This window comes from Streptomyces sp. NPDC107654 (assembly GCF_055639035.1).
On record NZ_JBVKBI010000003.1, the window covers coordinates 1 to 19,272 of the forward strand.

Sequence of the window (19,272 nt, forward strand, 5' to 3'; positions counted from 1 at the left end):
CTGGTCGGCGGCCTGTTCACCCGCTGGTTCCACCGCTGGGCCCTGCTGGCCGGCTGGGCCGCCGGCATGATCTACGGCACCGCCGCCGCCTACGGTGTCACCTCGCCGACGCAGAAGCACTTCGGCGGCTCGGCGAAGGAGATCCCGGGCATCGGCGAGACCGGCTACATCGGCCTCACCGCGTTCGTCCTGAACGTCTTCGTCACCGTGGTGCTCACCTGGGCGCTGAGGGCGCTGAAGGCTCCCGATGGCGTCGACGCGACCCGCCCGGAGGACTACACGGCCGACGCCCGGGACATGCCGCCGACGGACCGGCCGGGCCTGCGCCCCGGGGACAAGCCGGCTGCGTCGCTCGGTTGAGGAACCCGGCCCCGGTCCGGCGCCGCCGCGCCGGACCGGGCCGTCGCGTCACTCCTTGAGGCGGTAGAAGTGCACCGGCGAGTTCGGCCGGAAGCCGATGCGGGGATACACGGGTGCCCCGGCCTCCGTCGCGTGCAGGGTGGCCCGGGTCAGGCCGGTCGCCCGCGCCCCCTCGTACGTGCGGAGCCTGACGGGCTAACGGCGACGGGACACCGGTGGATCATGACGTCCCCGGACGGTGCCCGGCGCCCTCTCCCGGTCGTGGCGCGGCGCTGCGGCGACGGTGGGACGTCGGAGTTCGGCCACGCGGGCTGGACCCTCAGGCCGCGTGCGTCGCGGTGGAACGGCGCGGCGCACCGGTTCGCCGGGGTCCGGCGCGCGGGAACCGCTGCCGGACCTGCGTCTTCCGCGGACGGCACGGGCCGCGGCCGGCGCCCGGGCCGGGCGTCCCGGGCGCCCCGACGGTGTCCGGGTAGCCGCTTGCCGTGCCCTCGGGGCCGGGACGACCATGAGGGACCCACCCGCTGTTCGAACAGGGAGTGGCCCGTGTCTCCGAGCGTGACAGCAGTGATCGAGGGCCGCGCAGAGCCGGCGCCGAGCGGATGCCGGTGCCCCGTGTCTCCCCGGAAGGGCTGGTCGTGCCAGAGCCGCTTGATGCCGTGACCCCTGCCGCCGCCGGTACGCCCGTGATCCCGGCCGAGTTGACCGCGCCGCCGACGGTCGGTGTGGAGGAGGAGTTCGTCCTGGCCGATCGGCACAGCAGGGCGGCGGTGCACAGAGCCCCGGCCGTGGTGGGTGCCGCGCGCGGTCGCCTCGGTGCGCCGCACGTCACGGCGGAGGTGTCGCAGGCCCAGGTGGAGACGGTCAGCGCGGTGTGCCGCACGGCCGAGGGTCTGGCGGCGGAGATCGTCCGGCTGCGCGGCGGCGCGGCCGTGGCGGCGGCCGAGCACGACTGCCTCCTGGTGCCCAGCGGCACCGCGGTGCTCGGCAGGCCCGGCCCACCGCCCATCGTGGACAAGCCCCGCTACCGCGCCTTCGCCCACCGCTTCGGGCCGCTCGCCCACGACCAGGGGGTGAACGCCTGCCACGTGCACGTCGGGGTGGACGACCGGGAGGAGGCCGTACGGGCGGTCAACCACCTCCGGGGCTGGATGCCCCTGCTGCTGGCCGTCACCTGCAACTCCCCGTTCAGCGACGGGACGGACACCGGATACTCCAGCTGGCGCTCCATGCTCTGGGGCCGGTGGCCGGTGGCGGGCCCGCCGCCCTTTCTGCACGGCGCGGCTCACCACGAGCGGGTCGTCGGCCAGCTCGTGGCCTCCGGGGCGGCGATGGACCCGGCGATGGTCTACTGGCACGTCCGGCCCTCACCGCACCTTCCCACCGTGGAGGTGCGCGTCGCCGACGTGCTGCCGGATCCCGCGTCCACCACGGCCTACGCGCTGCTCGTCCGCGCTCTCGTCGGCTGCGCCGTGGACGCCGTACGCGCCGGTGAGCCCGCGCCCGTCGTCCCCGACCTGCTGCTGCGGGCGGCGTGCTGGCAGGCCGCCCGGTACGGCACACGGGGCACCCTGCCCGCCACCCACACCCCCGACTGCGCCCCCACGTCCGTGGGCCGGCTGGTGGACGAACTGTGGAAGCGGGTCGAACCGCACCTGACCCGCTACGGCGACGACCGGTGGGTCGGCGACTGGCTGAGCGACGTCCAGCGCGAGGGCACCGGCTCGGCGCGCCAACGCCGGCTCGCCGACGACCACGGGGGCCGCCTCCAGGCCGTCGTGGACGAACTCGCCGTCCCTGGGTGACACGCGGGCGCGATCGCGCCGATCGACTCGGTTTCTCGCAGTGGCGCCGGCGCGCCTGCGTCCCGCACTCGCCGCCGCACCTCTCCGCGGGCACCCCCGTCACCCGCTTCGCGGCCCTGCCTGCCGCCGGCGGCGTGCCGGGACCCCGGCGTCACCGGCGCCCGACCGCCCCGACTTGCCTTCGAGCGGACTCCAGCAGACACACTGGCCGTCACGAGGAGACGGGCACCGGTGCCCAGGACAGAACGGCGGCAGCAGATGGCGACGACGAGCGCGGCGGGGCATCCGCTGCCCTACGACACCTACCGTGAGGCGATCGAGCGGGAGACGCGGCGGTTCGCCGAGGTGGTGCGGGGTGCCGATCCCGCGCGTTCCGTGCCCGCCTGCCCGGACTGGACGCTGGCCGACCTCACCCGGCACGTGGGGGCGTTGCAGCGCTGGTTCTGCGCGCTGCTGACCCGGCGCGTGCAGGAGCCGCCGCGCAGCCGGGAGGTGGAACCGGGGATGCCCGAGGACGTGCGGGAACTCGCCGACTGGGTGGCGGCCGGGGTGCCGGAGGTGGCGGCCGTACTGCGGGAGACGGATCCGGGTGCGGTGATGTGGGCGTGGGGCGAGGACCGGCACGCGCGGTTCTGGGCCCGCCGGATGCTCCACGAGACGCTGGTGCACCGGGTGGACGCGGAGCGGGCCGTCGGCCGCGAACCGGAGGTGGATCCCGTACTCGCGGCGGACGGGGTGGACGAGTTCCTGGTCAACCTGCCGTACGCGGGGGTCTTCGCGCCCGGTGTGACGAAGCTGCGCGGCGACGGGGAGGTCCTGGCGTTCCGGTGCACGGGCGGCGACGGCGCGTCCGGCGGGGAGTGGCGGGTGCGGCTGGACCCCGACGGGTTCCGGCTGCTGCCGCGCACCGGCGGCGACGGGGACACGGTCTCCGAACGGGACACGGTCTGCGAACCGGACACGGCGGCCGTGCACGGGCGTGCGGAGGACCTTCTGCTGCTGCTCTACGGCCGGCGGTCGTACCAGGAGCCCGCCTTCGACGTCTCGGGCGACGTCACGGTGCTCGACCGATGGTTCGCTCACACCGCCTTCTGAGCTCTGGTTTTCGAGCCCGGGTCTGTCGGGCCGCGGTCCGGCTCAGACGGCCGGGGGCGAGGGCGGTACGGGCGGCGCGTCGGCGCCGGGTGAGACGGGTCGCGCGTCGTCGGTGAGGGAGACGGCGAGCGCAGCGATGTCGTCCTGGAGCCGGTCGCCGCTGTGGTCCAGCAGGTCGTGGTGGAGCCGTTCCAGCAGTTCCCCGGGCGGGAGGGAGCACCAGGAACGGAGGCGCTGGAGCAGGGGGTAGAAGGAGCCGGCCGCGTCGCGGGTCTCCGTGATGCCGTCCGTGTACAGCAGGAGCTGGTCGCCGGACCGCAGGGGGTAGGCGTCGACGTGGTACGGCTCCCCGGCCAGCATGCCGAGGTTGAGCGGCGGGGCCGAGCGGCCGCTGTCCAGTTCGCGGACCTCACCGGCCCTGAGGAGGACCGGGGGCGGGTGGCCGCAGTTGACGACGCGGATCAGCGGCTCGTTCGGGGGGAGCTCGGCGAAGACGGCGGTGACGAACCGTTCGCCGACCTCGCTCCCGCCCAGCAGCGTCGCCCTGCGGTTCATGCTCGTCTCCACCCGGTCGGCCAGCGCGGGCAGGGCCGGTTCGTCGAACGCGGCCTCGCGGAACGCGCCGAGCAGGGCAGCGGCCGTCTCCACCGCGAGCAGGCCCTTGCCCCGGACGTCCCCGATGAGCAGCCGGACCCCGTACCGGGTGGGGACGGCCTCGTAGAGATCGCCGCCGATGCGGGCCTCCGCCGCGGCCGACAGGTAGAGGCTCTCCAGCCGGAGCGTGCCGATCCGGTGCGGAACCGGTCTGAGCAGGACCCGTTGGGCGATGTCGGCCACGAACCGGACGTCGGCCAGGGTGCGCTCGCGGCGCGTGCGGTGCGCGGCCAGGATCGTGCCGAGGACGCCCACCAGGGCGGTGCAGACGTAGGCGGCGACGTAGTGCCGGTCCCACAGGTAGCCCACCGAACGGCCCGCACAGCACGGGGTGCCGGCCAGGACGCCCTCCATGACGATGGCGAAGACCGTGGCACCGGCGACGACGGCCGGTCCGTGGGCGAAGGCGGCCACGAGGGGAAGGGCGATCAGCACGAAGCTCACCGGCCACTGCACGGGGGTCGCGGGCTCCAGCAGCAGAAGGACCACGACGTACAGGACCGGCAGCCACCGCAACCACGCCGGGGCCTCCGGCAACCGCGTCCGCGCACCGGCACCGTCCTCCGGCTCCCGACCGGTATGTCCGGGCCTCGGCATACGGGGTCTGCGCACACGGACTCCTGTCAGGGGAACTCGACAAGACTCCCAGCCTGGTCCGCGGGGCGGCGGCGCGCCGGTATTGCTCCACTCAGCGGCATGTTCGACCGGGCCGGCGCCCAGGGGTTCCGGATCACCCGCGCCCGCCCCCGTCCCCGGTCCGCGCGCGGCGTCGATCCGCGTGCCGGGGAGCGTCGCCGCGCCGGCGGCGCGGTCCGGACTCCGCCGCCGCCCGTCCGCCACGGGTCTGAGCCATCGGTGGGGTCACCGGTCGCCGTCGACGGAGCTCCAGTGCTAGAAAAGGGAGATGAGCGGACGTTCCCGCTGGCCACGGGCAGGCGCGCCGCCGCCCGGCACACGTGGGTCATCCGTTCCGTCCCGTGGACGATGGCCCTGGCCGTCACGCGGACGGCGCCTCTCGTCGTCCCTGAGCGTCCGTACGCTCGCCGCGCAGGTCTTCCTGCTGCAGGCGCTGATCATGCTGGTGCTGGTCACGGTGGCCGCCGCCGCTCTGGTGGTCCAGGGCCGGTACGACGCCCAGCGCAACGCGGAGGACCGTGCCCTGGCGGCGGCGGAGTCCTTCGCGCACGCACCCGGAACGGCCCTCGCGCTGCGCGCCCCCGACCCCACGGCCCGGCTCCAGCCGGCGGCGGAGCAGGCGCGCGTGGGCGCCGGCGTCGACTTCGTCACCGTCCTGGACCGGCACGGGGTCCGGCTCACCGACCCCGACCCCGCTCTGATCGGCACCAAGGCGCAGGGCGTCGGCCGGGCCATCGCCGGCGAGACGTTCACCGAGACGTTCCACGGCCGGCCCGCCGACGCCGTACGCGCGGTCGTGCCCGTGACGGACGCCAGCAGGCGCGTCGTCGGCATGGTCACCGCCGGGATCGAGTACGCCAACGTCAGCGAGGTGCTGAACCAGGAGATGCCGAAGCTGCTCGGCGCGGCCGCGGGGGCGCTCCTCCTCGCGACCGGCGGCGCGGCCCTGGTCAGCCGCCGCCTGCTGCGCCAGACCCACGGGCTCGGCCCCGCCGAGATGACCCGGATGTACGAGCACCACGACGCCGTGCTCCACGCGGTGCGCGAGGGGGTGCTGATCCTCGACGGCGACGGGCGCGTCCTGCTCGCCAACGACGAGGCGCAGCGGCTGCTGAGCCTCCCCGGGAAGGGCGACCAGCGGCAGGTGCGGGAGCTGGGTCTGGGGCCGCGTCTGACCCGCCTGCTGGAGTCGCAGGAGACCGCGACCGACGAGGTGATCCCGGCCGGGGACCGGCTGCTGGCGGTGAACGTCCGGCCCACCGCCCCCTACGGTGGCGTCCAGGGGGTGGTCGCCACCTTCCGGGACACCACGGAGCTGAGGGCCCTGTCCGGGCAGGCGGAGGTCGCGCGGGGCCGGCTGTCGTTCCTGTACGAGGCGGGCGTGCGGATCGGCACCACCCTCGACGTACGGCGCACGGCGGAGGAACTGTCCGAGGTGGCGGTCCCCCGCATGGCCGACTTCGTCACCGTGGAACTCCTCGACTCCGTGCTGCGCGGCCAGGAGCCCACGAGCGCGGTCCACGAGATGCGCCGCACCGCGCTGCGGGCCTCGCGGACGGGGCACCCCCTGCAGCCGGTGGGCGATGTGATCCGGTTCGTGATGGCCGACACGCCGATGGTGGCGGCGCTCCGGCAGGGCAAGGCCGTCCTGGTGTCCGATCTGCGCACCGCCCAGGACTGGCGGGCCCAGGACCCCGAGGGAGCACGGCAGGCGCTGGACTACGGCATCGGCTCGCTGATCACGGTGCCGCTCCGGGCCCGTGGAGTGGTCCTCGGTATGGTCAACTTCTGGCGCGGTGCGGCCTCCGGCCCGTTCGAGGAGGAGGACGTCGCGGTGGCCGAGGAACTGGTGGCCCGGGCCGCCGTGGCGATCGACAACGCGCGCCGGTACTCCCGCGAGCACGAGCTGGCGGTGACGCTGCAGCGCAATCTGCTGCCGCTGGGCCTGCCGGAACAGGACGCGCTGGAGATCGCCTCGCGCTACCTGCCGGCGCGGTCCGGCGTGGGCGGCGACTGGTTCGACGTCATCCCGCTGCCCGGTTTCCGGGTGGCGCTGGTCGTCGGTGACATCGTGGGCCACGGGCTGCAGGCCGCGGTGACCATGGGTCGGCTGCGCACGGCCGTACTGAACTTCTCCTCGCTGGACCTGGCCCCGGACGAACTGCTCGGCCACCTGGACGAGATGGTGACCCGGCTGGACACCCAGGGCGCGACCGACACCGACGACGACCGGGTGCCGCTGACCGGGGCCACCTGCCTCTACGTCATTTACGACCCGGTCGGCGGACACTGCACCCTGTCCCGCGCCGGGCACCTCGCGCCCGCCGTGGTGGACCCCCAGGGCAGGGTGACCTTCCCCGACCTCCCCCTGTCACCCCCGCTGGGGGTGGGCGGGCACCCCTTCGAGGCCGGGGAGCTGGACCTGCCCGAGGGCAGCCGTCTGGTCCTGTTCACCGACGGACTGATCGAGAACCGGGGACGGGACATCGACGAGGGCCTGGAGCTGCTCTCCTCGGCCATCGCCCGTCCGGACCGGTCACCGGAGGAAACCTGCCAGGCCCTCGTGGAGACGATGCTGCCCGCGCACCCCAGTGACGACGTGGCGCTGCTGGTCGCCCGGACCCGGCGGCTCACCCCCTCGTGCGTCGCGACCTGGGACGTCCCCTTCGACGTCGAGGCCGTATCTCGGGTGCGCAGGGAGGTCGGCCGGCGGCTCGCCGACTGGGGACTGGAGGGGACGGCGTTCGCCACGGAGCTGATCCTCAGCGAACTCCTCACCAACGCGGTCCGGTACGGCGCCCCGCCCGTACGCGTGAGGCTGCTGCTGGGCCGGACCCTGGTCTGCGAGGTGTCGGACGGCAGCAACACCTCGCCCCGGCTGCGCCGCGCGGCCACCACCGACGAGGGCGGTCGCGGTCTGTTCCTGGTCTCCCAGTTCGCCGACATGTGGGGCACCCGCTACGCGGCGCGCGGCAAGGTCATCTGGACCGAGCAGTCGCTGGACAGCACCGCGGAGCCGGACCCGTCGGCCCTGCTGGACGCCCTGGACATCTGACCCGGACGTCCGACGCGGCCGGTCCGGACGGGTGTGCGCGGGTGTCCGGTCCGCGCCCCCGGCACGGGACACGCTGTGGGCCGGCTGCCGCCGGAGCCGTAATATCGGTGATCTCGTGGGGGGAGGTGGTCATGGGCAAGCGGCGCCCAGGCACGCCGACGCTGGAGGAGGTGGCCGCTCACGCCGGAGTGGGCCGGGGCACGGTCTCCCGCGTCGTCAACAACGAGGCGGGCGTGAGGGAATCGACGCGCCGGGCCGTGCAGCAGGCCATCGCGGAACTGGGCTACGTGCCCAACCTCGCGGCCCGTTCGCTGGCCGGCCGGCGCGCCGACGCCGTCGCGCTCGTCATGACGGAACCGGACTGGCGCAACTTCGCGGAGCCCTTCTTCTCCGAGATCGTCACCTCGATCGGCGACGCCCTGACGGACACCGGCATGCAGCTGCTGCTGACCCTGGTCCGCTCGGACACCGAGCGGCGGCGCTTCCTGGAGTTCGCCCGGGGCGGCCGGGTCGACGGGGTGCTGCTGATGTCCGTGCACGCCGACGATCCACTGCCCGACATGCTCGCCGAGGCCCGGCTGCCCACCGTCCTGCTGGGCCGGCGCTCGGCCGACGAGCACGTCAGCTACGTCGACGCGGACAACGTCGGCGGCGCCCGCGACGCGGTCGCCCGGCTGCTGGAGTCGGGCCGGCGCACCATCGCGACGATCACCGGGCCGCTCGACATGTACGTCACCCGGTGCCGGCTGCGCGGCTACCGGGAGGCCCTGGCCCAGGCCGGTGTGGAGGCGCGGCCGTCCTGGGTCGCCGAGGGCGATTTCACCGAGGAGAGCGGCCGGCGCGCCATGGCCCGGCTGATCGAGCGGCACCCGGAGATCGACGGTGTCCTCGCCGCCTCGGACACCACGGCCGCCGGCGCCCTGGAGGCGCTGCGCGCGGCGGGCCGACGGATCCCGCAGGACGTCGCCGTCATCGGCTTCGACGACTTCCCGCTGGCCGATCGGACCGAGCCGCGGCTGACGACCGTACGGCAGCCGCTGGAGGAGATCGGGCGGGCCATGGTGCGGCTGCTCCTGGAGGAGCTGGAGGAGTCGCCCGTGGCGTGGCGCCACGTGATCCTCCGTACGGAGCTGGTGGTGCGCGACTCGGCGTGAGTGCTCTCGGGAGCGCTCCCAAAACGTCTCTGACCTGCCGTCGTCCCGAAACCTGACCTGGGCTTTCGAAACTCTTTCGACACTCGCCCCGCCCGCCAGTCTTGTCAGGGGCATGAACTCTCCCTACAGTCCCTGCCCAACGGAGGGAATGGGAGCGCTCCCATCCAGACGTGCCTGGGAGCGCTCCCGCACCCTCCCCACCGTCACGGAGAGGACCCGCATGCGACCGTCCAAGCACCATGCCCGTGGAACGCGCGGCCTGTTGGGCGCGCTCCTCACCGCCCTCGCCGCCCTCGGGGCGCTGCTCACCGTCGCCCCGGCGGCCCACGCCGACACCGCGATCTGCGAACAGTACGGGTCGACGACGATCCAGGACCGCTACGTCGTCCAGAACAACCGCTGGGGCACCGCCGACACCCAGTGCATCACCGCCACGGACTCCGGGTTCCGCGTGACCCAGGCCGACGGCTCCGTGCCGACGAACGGCGCCCCGAAGTCCTACCCGTCCGTGTACAACGGCTGCCACTACACCAACTGCTCGCCGGGGACCAGGCTCCCGGCGCGGCTCTCCACCATCTCCGCCGCGCCCACCAGCATCTCGTACGGCTATGTGAGCAACGCGGTGTACGACGCCGCGTACGACATCTGGCTCGACCCCACGCCCCGTACCGACGGCGTGAACAGGACCGAGATCATGGTGTGGTTCAACAAGGTCGGCTCCATCCAGCCGGTGGGCTCGCAGGTCGGCACCGCCACCGTCGCCGGACGCACCTGGCAGGTGTGGTCCGGGAACAACGGCTCCAACGACGTCCTGTCGTTCGTCGCCCCGTCGGCGATCACCAGCTGGAGCTTCGACGTCATGGACTTCGTCCGGCAGGCCGTCTCCCGGGGGCTCGCGCAGGACAGCTGGTACCTGACCAGTGTGCAGGCGGGCTTCGAGCCCTGGCAGAACGGCGCCGGCCTCGCCGTGAACTCGTTCTCCTCCACGGTCGAGACCGGCAGCGGCGGCTCCGGTAACCCGGCGGCCTGCAAGGTGGCGTACGCGACGAACGTCTGGCAGGGCGGCTTCACCGCCGACGTCACCGTCGCCAACACCGGCTCCTCCCCCGTCAACGACTGGAAGCTGGCCTTCACCCTGCCCTCGGGGCAGCGGATCACCAGCGCCTGGGGGGCCGGCGTGACGCCGTCCGCCGGCGCGGTCACGGCGAGCGGTCTGGCCTACAACGCGCAGATCGCAGCAGGCGGCCAGGTGTCCTTCGGGTTCCAGGGCAGCTACACCGGGACCTTCGCCAAGCCGGCCGGATTCAGCCTGAACGGGGCCACCTGCACCACCGCCTGACGCACGCCCCCAAGGACGCGCCGGCGCGGCGAAGCCCCACCGGCACCGCACACCACCGCACAGCCCAACGGCTCCGCGCAGCGAGGCGCATCCCGCCAACCCCGCAGCCGGCGCACCCCACCCGCCCCGGGACCCGCTCGTCCCGCACCCGCCGATCGGGCGGGTCCCGGTTCCACAGGCGCCGCGCTCCCGGCCGCCTCAAGGACTCCAGGAAAGGCCAGCCCGCATGAGCCTCCTGTCCGCCCGCCGCCGTCCGCTGACGGCCCTGGCCGTGTGTGCGGCGGCCCTGGCCCTCACCGCGCCGGCCGCGGCCGCACCGGAGCCCGTGGCCGCACCGGCCGCGGTCCTCCCCTACCAGGACGCGTCCTTACCCGTGCCGGACCGCGTCACCGACCTGCTGTCACGCATGACCCTGGACGACAAGCTCGGCCAGATGACGCAGATCGAGAAGGACGCCCTCGTCCCGCGGTCCGACCTCGCCGCCTACCGCATCGGATCGGTGCTGTCCGGCGGCGACTCCACCGTCAGCCCCAACAACGCCCAGACCTGGGCCGACACCTACGACTCCCTGCAGCGCACCGCCCTGACCACACCGCTCGGCATCCCGGTGATCTACGGGATCGACGCGGTGCACGGCCACAACGCGGTCCGCGGGGCCACCCTGTTCCCGCACAACATCGGCCTCGGCGCCACCCGCGATCCCGCGCTCGTCCAGCGGATCGGGCGGGCGGTGGCCGAGGAGGTGTCGGGCACCGGCATCGACTGGGACTTCGCGCCGTGCCTGTGCGTCGCCCGTGACGACCGCTGGGGCCGCACCTACGAGTCGTACGGCGAGACACCCGAACTGCCCTCCGCCCTGACCACGTTCATCACCGGCCTGCAGGGCGACACCCTCGGTGCGGGCCCGGCGTCCGTGCTCGCCACCGCCAAGCACTACCTCGGCGACGGCGGCACCGCGGGCGGCGTGGACCAGGGCGACACCCGGCTGTCCGAGGCCGACCTGCGCGCCGTCCACCTGCCGCCGTTCCGGGAGGCGGTGCGCCGCGGGGTGGGCGCGGTGATGCTGTCGTACAGCAGCTGGAACGGGGTCAGGTCGCACGCGAACAAGTACCTGGTGACCGACGTGCTGAAGGGCGAACTCGGGTTCAGCGGGTTCGTCGTGTCCGACTGGGCCGCGGTCGACCAGCTCGACGGGCAGAGCGGCTTCACCGGCGCCGAGATCGCCACGGCCGTCAACGCGGGCGTCGACATGGTGATGGTCCCGCACGACTACAAGAAGTTCCTCACCCTGTTGCGCGGCGAGGTCACCGCGGGCCGGATCCCGCAGTCCCGGATCGACGACGCCAACCGCCGCATCCTCGGCAGGAAGTTCCAACTGGGGCTGTTCGAGGAGCCGTTCACCGACCGCACGTACACCGCCACGGTCGGTTCGGCCGCGCACCGGGAGCTGGCCCGGCAGGCGGTGCGCGCCTCACAGGTGCTGCTGAAGAACGAGGGCGGTGTGCTGCCCCTGCCGAAGTCGGCCAAGCTGTTCGTCGCCGGCAGGTCCGCCGACGACATCGGCAACCAGAGCGGCGGCTGGACCGTCGGCTGGCAGGGCCGCAGCGGTCCCGTCACCGACGGCACCACGATCCTGCAGGGCATCCGCGCCGCCGTCACCGACCCGTCCCGGGTCACCTACGACCGCTACGGCAACGGCATCGACTCCAGTTACCGCGCCGCCGTCGCCGTCATCGGCGAGACCCCGTACGCCGAGGGCAAGGGCGACCGGCCGGGCGGCCTCGGGCTGGACCAGGAGGACCTGGGGACCCTCGCCCGGCTGAAGGCGAGCGGGGTGCCGGTCGTCGTGGTCCTGGTGTCCGGCCGTCCGCTGGACATCGCCGACCGACTGCCCGACTGGCAGGCGCTGCTGGCCGCCTGGCTGCCCGGAACGGAGGGCGCCGGCGTGTCCGACGTCCTGTTCGGCGACCACGCCCCCACCGGGAAGCTGCCGGTGAGCTGGCCGAGGACGTCCTCCCAGGAGCCCGTCAACGACGGCGACGGCAAGGACCCGCTCTTCCCCTACGGGTACGGGCTGACGTACTCCGGTACCGGTCCCGCGCCCACGCCGGCACCGGGGGCGTGCACCGCGCGGTTCCGCACCGCGTCGTCCTGGCAGGGCGGTTACCAGGCGGAGGTCACCGTCGAGAACACCGGCTCGGCCGCGCTGACGGGCTGGGCGGTGGACTGGGACCTGGGCGGCTCCCGCGTCACCAGCCTGTGGAACGGTGCGCTGAGCACGGCCGACGGCCGGGCCACCGTCCGCAACGCCGCCTTCAACGGCTCCCTGCCGCCCGGCGGCACCGCCTCGTTCGGCTTCACCGCGGACGGCACCGCCGGCACCCCCGGCCTCCACTGCGCCGGCACCTGAGCGCCCGCCGGCAGCACCACCTCGTACCCCCCGCGCCCACGAGGAGGACCCATGGCACCCGCCACCCGCCGAGCGCCCGCACCCCCGTCGGGACCAGGGCGCCGACGGCGCCGTGCGGCCGCTCTGAGCGCGGCGCTCGCCGCCCTGGCACTGGGCCTGACCGGCCGGTTCACGGCGCACCCCGTGTCCGCCGCGCCGGTCCACGTCGACACCCCGTTCGCCGGTGTCTCGTCCCCCGCCGGCCCCCACCCCACCACGACTCCCCTTGCCCCGACCACGCCCTCCACGGCGAGGACACCGCTGTCTCGTCCGTCGGCCTGAGCGGGGTCACGGCGCCCGACGTACACCGGCGCGCCCCGGCGATCCCCGCGTGCCTCGGTACGGCACCCGCCCGGGGCGCACCACCCGCCTGATCCACACCGGAAGGAGCAGAACGTGGCTCGACGCAACAGACTCGTGTCGGCGGCAGCGGCCCTCTCGACCCTGCTGGCCGCACTCGCCCTGACCCTGCTGGGGCAGACCAGCGCCCAGGCGCACGGGGTGGCGATGCTGCCCGGATCGCGCACCTACCTGTGCTATCTCGACGCGCACACGACGACGGGAGGGCTGGACCCGACCAACCCGGCGTGCCGGGACGCGCTGGCGCAGAGCGGTGCGACGGCGCTGTACAACTGGTTCGCCGTGCTCGACTCGAACGCCGGGGGCCGCGGCGCCGGTTACGTCCCCGACGGCACGCTGTGCAGCGCGGGCGACCGGTCCCCGTACGACTTCCGCGCCTACAACGCGGCCCGGTCGGACTGGCCGCGCACCCATCTGACCAGCGGGGCCACCATCCAGGCCCAGTACAGCAACTGGGCGGCGCACCCGGGCGACTTCCGGGTCTACGTCACCAAGCAGGGCTGGTCACCCACCTCCGCGCTGCGCTGGGCGGACCTCGAACCGGTCCAGACGGTCACCAACCCGCCGCAGCAGGGGTCGCCGGGCACCGACGGGGGCCACTACTACTGGGACATGAAGCTCCCCTCCGGCCGGTCCGGTGACGCGCTGATGTTCATCCAGTGGGTCCGCTCGGACAGCCAGGAGAACTTCTTCTCCTGCTCGGACATCGCCTTCGACGGCGGCCACGGGGAGGTCACGGGCATCCGCGGCTCCGGCGGCACACCGACGCCCACGCCCACCCCGACCCCGACACCGACGGATCCGCACACCGGTTCCTGCATGGCCGTCTACTCCGTGGTGAACTCCTGGAACGGTGGCTTCCAGGCCTCCGTCGAGGTCATGAACCACGGCACGGAGCCGCTCGACGGCTGGGCCGTGGCCTGGCGGCCGGGAGCGGGCACCAAGATCAGCAGTCTGTGGAACGGCACGCAGTCCACCGCCGCCGACGGCACGGTCACGGTCCGCAACGTGGACCACAACCGGGTCGTGCCCGCCGACGGCAGCGTCACCTTCGGCTTCACCGCCACCTCGACCGGCAACAACGTCCCCGCCGGTTCGATCGGCTGCGTCACGGCACAGGGCACCACCTGACCCGCGCCTCGCTCACCGCCTCACCGGTCCGTCCCGGGTGGGGCGGTGAGCGTCACACGGCTCCGGGCGTGCCCGGCGGCACGGGTTCGACGCCGGCCACGTGCCCCACCCCCGTCGGCTGGACGCATCCCTCCGCCCTGCCGTGGCACCGGTCAAGCGCGGGGCGCGGTCAGGGGCGGTGCGCGGGACCGGCAGGGTCTCGACGCCCTGGGCCCGGCACGAGGCTCACGCCCCGGCCGCCGGCCACGTCACCATCCGGCGCGCGCGGGTCAGCCGGCCTCCCGCGCGATCTGCTCGAACTGGGCGCCCATGGCCTCGGCCAGCGCCTGCGCCGCGGAGAGCGGGCGCACCATCACCGTGAACTCGTCGATCCTGCCGTCCTCGTCGAAATGCAGGAAGTCGGCGCCCTGGAGCTGCTTCCCCGCGACGGTGGCGGTGAAGACGAGGACGTGGTCGCGGCCGTCGGGGTTCGCGATCTCACGGACGTAGGTGAAGTCCTCGAAGACCCGGGACACCCCGCGCACGATCGCCGCGGTGATCGCCCTGCCGCGGTACGGCTTGAACGCGACGGGGCTGGTGAAGACGACGTCGTCGGCCAGCAGACCGGCGACGGCGTCCAGGTCGCCGCTCTCGACGGCCGCGCGGAAGGGATGCATACACCACTCCTGTTAGTCAATTAATTGAGTATCCGGGCTGGCAGGCTACGGCTGTGATCAAGCGCTTGTCCATGGCGGAGAGCGCGCTGTATCACTCACTTCGTTGACTACTCACCCTGCTGCTAGTTTGTGCCCCATGGCTTTGCGGAACGCGGTGATGGCGGCCCTTCTGGAGGGTGAGGCGTCCGGTTACGACCTGGCGAAGGGTTTCGACGCGACGGTCGCCAACTTCTGGATGACGACACCCCAGCAGCTCTACCGGGAGCTGGAGCGCATGGAGGCCGAGGGGCTGGTCACGGCGCGCGTCGTCCGGCAGGAGCGCCGCCCCAACAAGCGGCTGTTCTCCCTGACCGAGGCCGGACGTGAGGCCGTACGCGCCTACACGGCCGAGCCTCCGGGCCGGCCGTCGGTGATCCGGGACGAGCTGCTGGTCAAGGTGCAGTGCCTGGACGCCGGCGACATCGCGGCGGTACGCGCGGCCGTCGCCGAGCGCATGGAGTGGGCCACCGCCAAGCTGGCCCGCTACGAACGGATCCGGCAGCGCCTGCTCGACGGGCGCTCGGAGGAGGCGTACTTCGCCGAGGCCGAGCGCATCGGCCCGTACCTCACCCTGATGCGCGGGATGGCGTTCGAGCGGGAGAACCTCCACTGGGGCGACATGGCGCTCCGCAGGCTCGACCAGCGCATGGCGGCCCCCCGCGCCCACGGCTGACCCGGCCCCAGGTCGGCGGCGCGCCGTCGCCCCGCCGACGAAGGAGGCGTCCCCGGCGAGCGGGGTCACCGTAAGCAGCGCGGGTCGTTTGGCCTGGCGGCCCGCGACAGCAAAGGGCCGGTGCACCCGACTCCGGCGGGAAGGCGACGCAGAGCCACGGATCCCAACAGCCCCGAACACCGATCCCGACAGAATCCTTGACGACGCGTCAGCCGCGTTTCTACCCTCGCACCGGCATGGGAGCGTTCCCACACCCCCACAGTGGAGGTCATCGTGACCGATCCGCACCCGCGTCCGGCACGTCCCCCAAGGCGGCTCGCCCCACGGCAGCTCACCCCGCGCCGCTCGGCGGGCCGGGTCGTCGGGAGTGTCGCCGGGGCCGCCGCGCTGGCGTTCTCCGTGCCGACCCTGGCGCCGCACACGGCGTACGCCGCGAGCGCTCGGCCGCGGCCACCCCGAGCCGCCAGCCGAGCGCGGCCGCCGACCGGGCCGGGGGCGCAGGCCTTACCGACGTGCTGCGCAGGCTCCGTTACGAGTGGACCGCCGACCGGACACCACCACCCGCGGTCACCGGGCGGCTGGTGTTCCGGCCCGAACCGGACGACGAGGTGTTCCTCGGCGCCTTTCGCGAGGTGGCCGAGGGAAGCCTCGACACCTCGACCCGGCGCGTGGTCGCCGAGCACGGTGGAGAAGGCGGCCCGGGAGGACCTGGAGGGCTACCGGGCGATGCCCGGCGACCGGGACTGGTGGCGTCTGGCCCACACCCCGGACGGCGCCATCGCCGGGCTCCTCGTCCCGTCCCGCAACGACCGGAGCTTCGTGGTCGGTTACCTCGGTGTGGTGCCGTCCCTGCGCGGCCGGGGATACGTGGACGAGCTGCTGGCGGAGACCACCCGGGTCCTGCTCGACGCGGGCGCCCGCCGGATCACGGCCGACACCGACCTGGCCGACCGCCCCATGGCAGCCGCGTTCGACCGCGCCGGCTACCGCAACTTCGCCTCCCGGACCGTACTCGCCGCCCCCGCCGACAGCTGAAACCACCCGCGCCACCCGCACCCTGCGGGGCCGCCCCTCTTCATCCGGTGTCCTCTGATGCCGAACGCCCACGCCGGTCCACACCTCCGGGCCCGGATGACCGACCCGGGCGCGGATGCTTTCGTGCACCGGCGTGTCTTCGCCGGCACCGGGGCAAAGCAGGCCTTCGACCTGGCGCACCCATGCCTCCGGGAGCAGGGTCGGGTCGACGATCCCCCCAGGGCGGCGCGACCGGCATCAAGCCCGTCCCGGGCCCGCCGTATCCGCCCTGCGCGTCCCACTGCCCGCCCCGCGGCGGCTTCCGGAGGGCGCGGGGACGTCCGTCCATGGCGACGCAAGGGGTTCACCTCGCCCGCCAACTCGCCTGCCTGTCAAGGGCGATCACAAGCTGAACCGCGACACCGCCGGGCTCCACGCGCCCACGACGCGCGCCCCGTCACGCTCTGCGCTCGTACGCTTTCCATCTGTAACGTTCAGGGTGTGTTCTGTGGTGACGGGCGGCCCGCCCGGCGTGGCCGCCCGTCCGTGGGCGCGGGAGCCGGTGAGGACGTCACGGCTTCCTCGCCGCGCCGTGCCCGATCCGGGCGAGGTCGGTCATCAACGAGTTCAGCCACGCCACGGTCGCGTAGTAGCGCCGGGGAGCACCGGGCGGTTCGGCGGTGAAACCGACGAGGACCGGGTCGGTCAAGGAGGGAGCCGCGGCCGGGGCGTCGTCCGCCGGGTCGAGGGCCGCCGAGACGAGCAGCATGCGTCCCGCCACCCGCTCCCCCAGCGTGCCGGCCGATTCGGCGGCCTCCGGGCTCAGCGCGGTCAGCGGTGGCTCCAGCAGCCGGGCCGAGCCCCACAGAGTGTGGTGACCGGCGATGAGCGTCGCCTGCCAGTCCACCGTACGCGGATCCGCCCCGCGCCCGCCTCCGCCGAAGGGCGGCGGTTCGCTCTGCACCTGCGCGTACGCGGACTCCGCGAGGACGACGGCCCGCTGCAGCGAGCGGTGGCCGGGCACCCCCGACGGCGAGTCCGGCGCCGCGTCGGCCGCGACCGAGGCGCTGGTCGCCACGACGATCTCCGCGGCCCGGCGCAGGAGCTCCGCCGCCGCCCGGCGCAGTTCGTCATGGGCGCCGCGGGGCCAGGCCAGCACGCCGAAGACGGCGCCGATCGCGCTGCCGACCAGCACGTCCAGCATTCTGACCTCCGCCAGCCGCCACGTCGGCTGCGCCAGCTGCGCGAAGACCAGCGCGACGAGCACGGTGAACATCCCCTGCGCCCATCCGACGCCCCGGACCGGGCCCACGGTGAAGGCGCACAGCATCCACACCGGCAGCAGGACGGCGTACACGGCGGTGTCGGACCCCACCAGGATCAGCACGCCCGCGCTGACCAGGGCCCCGGCCAGGGTGCCCGCGAGCGCCAGGCGGACGGTGCTCCACGTCGCGCCCAGGGTGGTCCGGGTGAGGGTGAGGGTCGCCAGCATCGCCCAGAACCCGTGCGGCAGCGTGTCCACCCCGGCCACCAACCGCACGGCCGTCAGGGCCAGGGCCATGCGCACCGCGTTCTGGAAGAACACCGACCGGCGTCCCGCGTGGCCGCGTGCCCGGTGCCACCACAGCAGCGGGGCCGGGGTCGTGGCGTACCAGAAGCGACCGGGCGGCAGTGGCACCGAGGCGTGCCGTCCGCCCAACGCGAGATCGGCCGCCGCGCCCATGGCGAGCGCCGCGTCGGCGACCTCCAGCACGGCGGCGTGGCAGCGCAGGACATCGGGCGCAAGGCAGACGCCGGCGCCCGTGGACGGGGGGCCGGCGGACACGGCGGACAGGCGTGCGCGTGCCGTGAGCAGCTCCGCCCGCAGGGCCACCGGGGACGTCCCGGTGCGCAGACAGCCGGCGGTGGCCTCGGCGAGGCGGGCCACCGTCCGCAGAACGGCGGTCACGTGGGGTGCCGTCTCGTCGTCCCGTACGGGGGGCAGCTGGGCGAGTCTGCCGAGCAGGGTGCGGATGGCCAGTCCGGTGTGGGTGAGGGCACGCTCGCGCACGCCGGGCCCCGCCGGGCGCTCGGCCTCCGGCACGTTGAGCGGGCGCAGCGCCTGGCCCGCCTCCTGGGCCGCCCGGATGTCCGAGCCGGTCAGGGCACCGCGGGCCGTGGTGAGCCGCGCAGCGCACCGCTCGGCGACCAGGGCGGCGCGGGCGGCCCGCTCCCGGTACGACGGCGGGGCGGGCTCGGGGAGGAGCAGCGCCTCGGCCGCGACGAACAGGGCGACGCCCGTGGTCGTTCCGAGCAGTCGATCGCCGAGCGAGCCGGGATCGTACGGCGGGAAGGACGGCAGGATGTAGAGGAGCTGGAGGCCCGGCGCCGCCCCCGCCGGACGTGGTCCGCCCACGGCGGAGAAGGCCAGCGTGAAGCCGATCACCAGCATGCCGAGGACGGCGCTCCACGTCCGCACCGACAGACAGGTGCCGACGACGACCAGGACCCAGCACACCGGCAGCAGGCGTGCGATGAACGCCGCGCGTTGCCGGCCGGTGCCGGGGATCCTGGACAGTCCGCCCAGGGCCACTACGGTGAACAGCGCGTACGTCGCCGCCACGGGGCGGTCGAGGCCGTAGCGGAAGGCGTAGAAGCCCGCCGCCGCGACCAGCGTCACGCGCAGCGCACGACGGCCGGAGGCGGCGTAGGCCGTCGGCAGCCGGGCCGCCGGGACACCCCACACCCCTACAGAATCGCCGACGACCGGGAGTCCGGCACCTCACGGCCCGGCGGAGCGGGCGGCTGAGCGGAGGGTGGCGAAACCGGCGCGGAAAACGCGCGGGAAGCCGCGGAAAACACGCGGAAGGCAG

Annotated in this window: 13 protein-coding genes and 2 pseudogenes; 11 read left to right on the top strand and 4 right to left on the bottom strand. The window is 74.1% G+C overall.

The window, feature by feature from the left end:
- A pseudogene (locus tag ACZ7N4_RS06065) lies at window positions 1-360 on the top strand (sodium:solute symporter); the annotation flags it as partial.
- Between the two features lie 48 nt (window positions 361-408).
- Here ACZ7N4_RS06065 and ACZ7N4_RS06070 read toward each other — a convergent pair.
- Window positions 409-549: pseudogene (locus tag ACZ7N4_RS06070) on the bottom strand (GNAT family N-acetyltransferase); the annotation flags it as partial.
- 470 nt (window positions 550-1,019) lie between these two features.
- On the opposite strand from ACZ7N4_RS06070, the gene ACZ7N4_RS06075 reads away from it, so the two are divergent.
- Complete coding sequence (locus ACZ7N4_RS06075) at window positions 1,020-2,165, top strand: carboxylate-amine ligase (protein WP_471354297.1); 1,146 nt, start codon at window positions 1,020-1,022, stop codon at window positions 2,163-2,165.
- Window positions 2,166-2,396: 231 nt separating this feature from the next.
- Complete coding sequence (locus ACZ7N4_RS06080; RefSeq protein WP_471354299.1) at window positions 2,397-3,260, top strand: maleylpyruvate isomerase family mycothiol-dependent enzyme; 864 nt, start codon at window positions 2,397-2,399, stop codon at window positions 3,258-3,260.
- A 42-nt stretch (window positions 3,261-3,302) separates the two neighbouring features.
- On the opposite strand, the gene ACZ7N4_RS06085 is transcribed toward ACZ7N4_RS06080, so the two are convergent.
- Window positions 3,303-4,430 (bottom strand): PP2C family protein-serine/threonine phosphatase, encoded by a 1,128-nt coding sequence (locus tag ACZ7N4_RS06085; RefSeq protein WP_471355105.1) that lies wholly within the window; start codon window positions 4,428-4,430, stop codon window positions 3,303-3,305.
- Window positions 4,431-4,989: 559 nt separating this feature from the next.
- On the opposite strand from ACZ7N4_RS06085, the gene ACZ7N4_RS06090 reads away from it, so the two are divergent.
- The 6 genes from ACZ7N4_RS06090 to ACZ7N4_RS06115 all read left to right on the top strand — a co-directional run bounded on the left by ACZ7N4_RS06090 (window position 4,990) and on the right by ACZ7N4_RS06115 (window position 14,038).
- Window positions 4,990-7,605: a SpoIIE family protein phosphatase gene (locus ACZ7N4_RS06090; protein ID WP_471354301.1), complete on the top strand. Its 2,616-nt coding sequence runs from the start codon at window positions 4,990-4,992 to the stop codon at window positions 7,603-7,605.
- 131 nt (window positions 7,606-7,736) lie between these two features.
- Entirely contained in the window at window positions 7,737-8,759 is a 1,023-nt protein-coding gene (locus tag ACZ7N4_RS06095) for a LacI family DNA-binding transcriptional regulator (protein ID WP_471354303.1), read from the top strand.
- Window positions 8,760-8,979: 220 nt separating this feature from the next.
- Entirely contained in the window at window positions 8,980-10,098 is a 1,119-nt protein-coding gene (locus tag ACZ7N4_RS06100) for a glycoside hydrolase family 12 protein (protein ID WP_471354305.1), read from the top strand.
- A 226-nt stretch (window positions 10,099-10,324) separates the two neighbouring features.
- Window positions 10,325-12,508, top strand: a complete 2,184-nt coding sequence (locus ACZ7N4_RS06105) for a glycoside hydrolase family 3 N-terminal domain-containing protein (protein ID WP_471354307.1) — start codon at window positions 10,325-10,327, stop codon at window positions 12,506-12,508.
- Window positions 12,509-12,559: 51 nt separating this feature from the next.
- Window positions 12,560-12,829, top strand: a complete 270-nt coding sequence (locus ACZ7N4_RS06110; RefSeq protein WP_471354309.1) for a hypothetical protein — start codon at window positions 12,560-12,562, stop codon at window positions 12,827-12,829.
- Between the two features lie 114 nt (window positions 12,830-12,943).
- Complete coding sequence (locus ACZ7N4_RS06115) at window positions 12,944-14,038, top strand: lytic polysaccharide monooxygenase (RefSeq protein WP_471354311.1); 1,095 nt, start codon at window positions 12,944-12,946, stop codon at window positions 14,036-14,038.
- 269 nt (window positions 14,039-14,307) lie between these two features.
- On the opposite strand, the gene ACZ7N4_RS06120 is transcribed toward ACZ7N4_RS06115, so the two are convergent.
- Window positions 14,308-14,694 (bottom strand): nuclear transport factor 2 family protein, encoded by a 387-nt coding sequence (locus tag ACZ7N4_RS06120; protein WP_471354313.1) that lies wholly within the window; start codon window positions 14,692-14,694, stop codon window positions 14,308-14,310.
- 136 nt (window positions 14,695-14,830) lie between these two features.
- On the opposite strand from ACZ7N4_RS06120, the gene ACZ7N4_RS06125 reads away from it, so the two are divergent.
- Window positions 14,831-15,406, top strand: coding sequence for a PadR family transcriptional regulator (locus ACZ7N4_RS06125; RefSeq protein WP_471354314.1), 576 nt, complete (start codon window positions 14,831-14,833; stop codon window positions 15,404-15,406).
- Between the two features lie 684 nt (window positions 15,407-16,090).
- Window positions 16,091-16,441: a GNAT family N-acetyltransferase gene (locus tag ACZ7N4_RS06130; RefSeq protein WP_471354316.1), complete on the top strand. Its 351-nt coding sequence runs from the start codon at window positions 16,091-16,093 to the stop codon at window positions 16,439-16,441.
- A 550-nt stretch (window positions 16,442-16,991) separates the two neighbouring features.
- On the opposite strand, the gene ACZ7N4_RS06135 is transcribed toward ACZ7N4_RS06130, so the two are convergent.
- Entirely contained in the window at window positions 16,992-19,145 is a 2,154-nt protein-coding gene (locus ACZ7N4_RS06135) for an FUSC family protein (RefSeq protein ID WP_471354319.1), read from the bottom strand.
- Window positions 19,146-19,272: the final 127 nt, after the last annotated feature.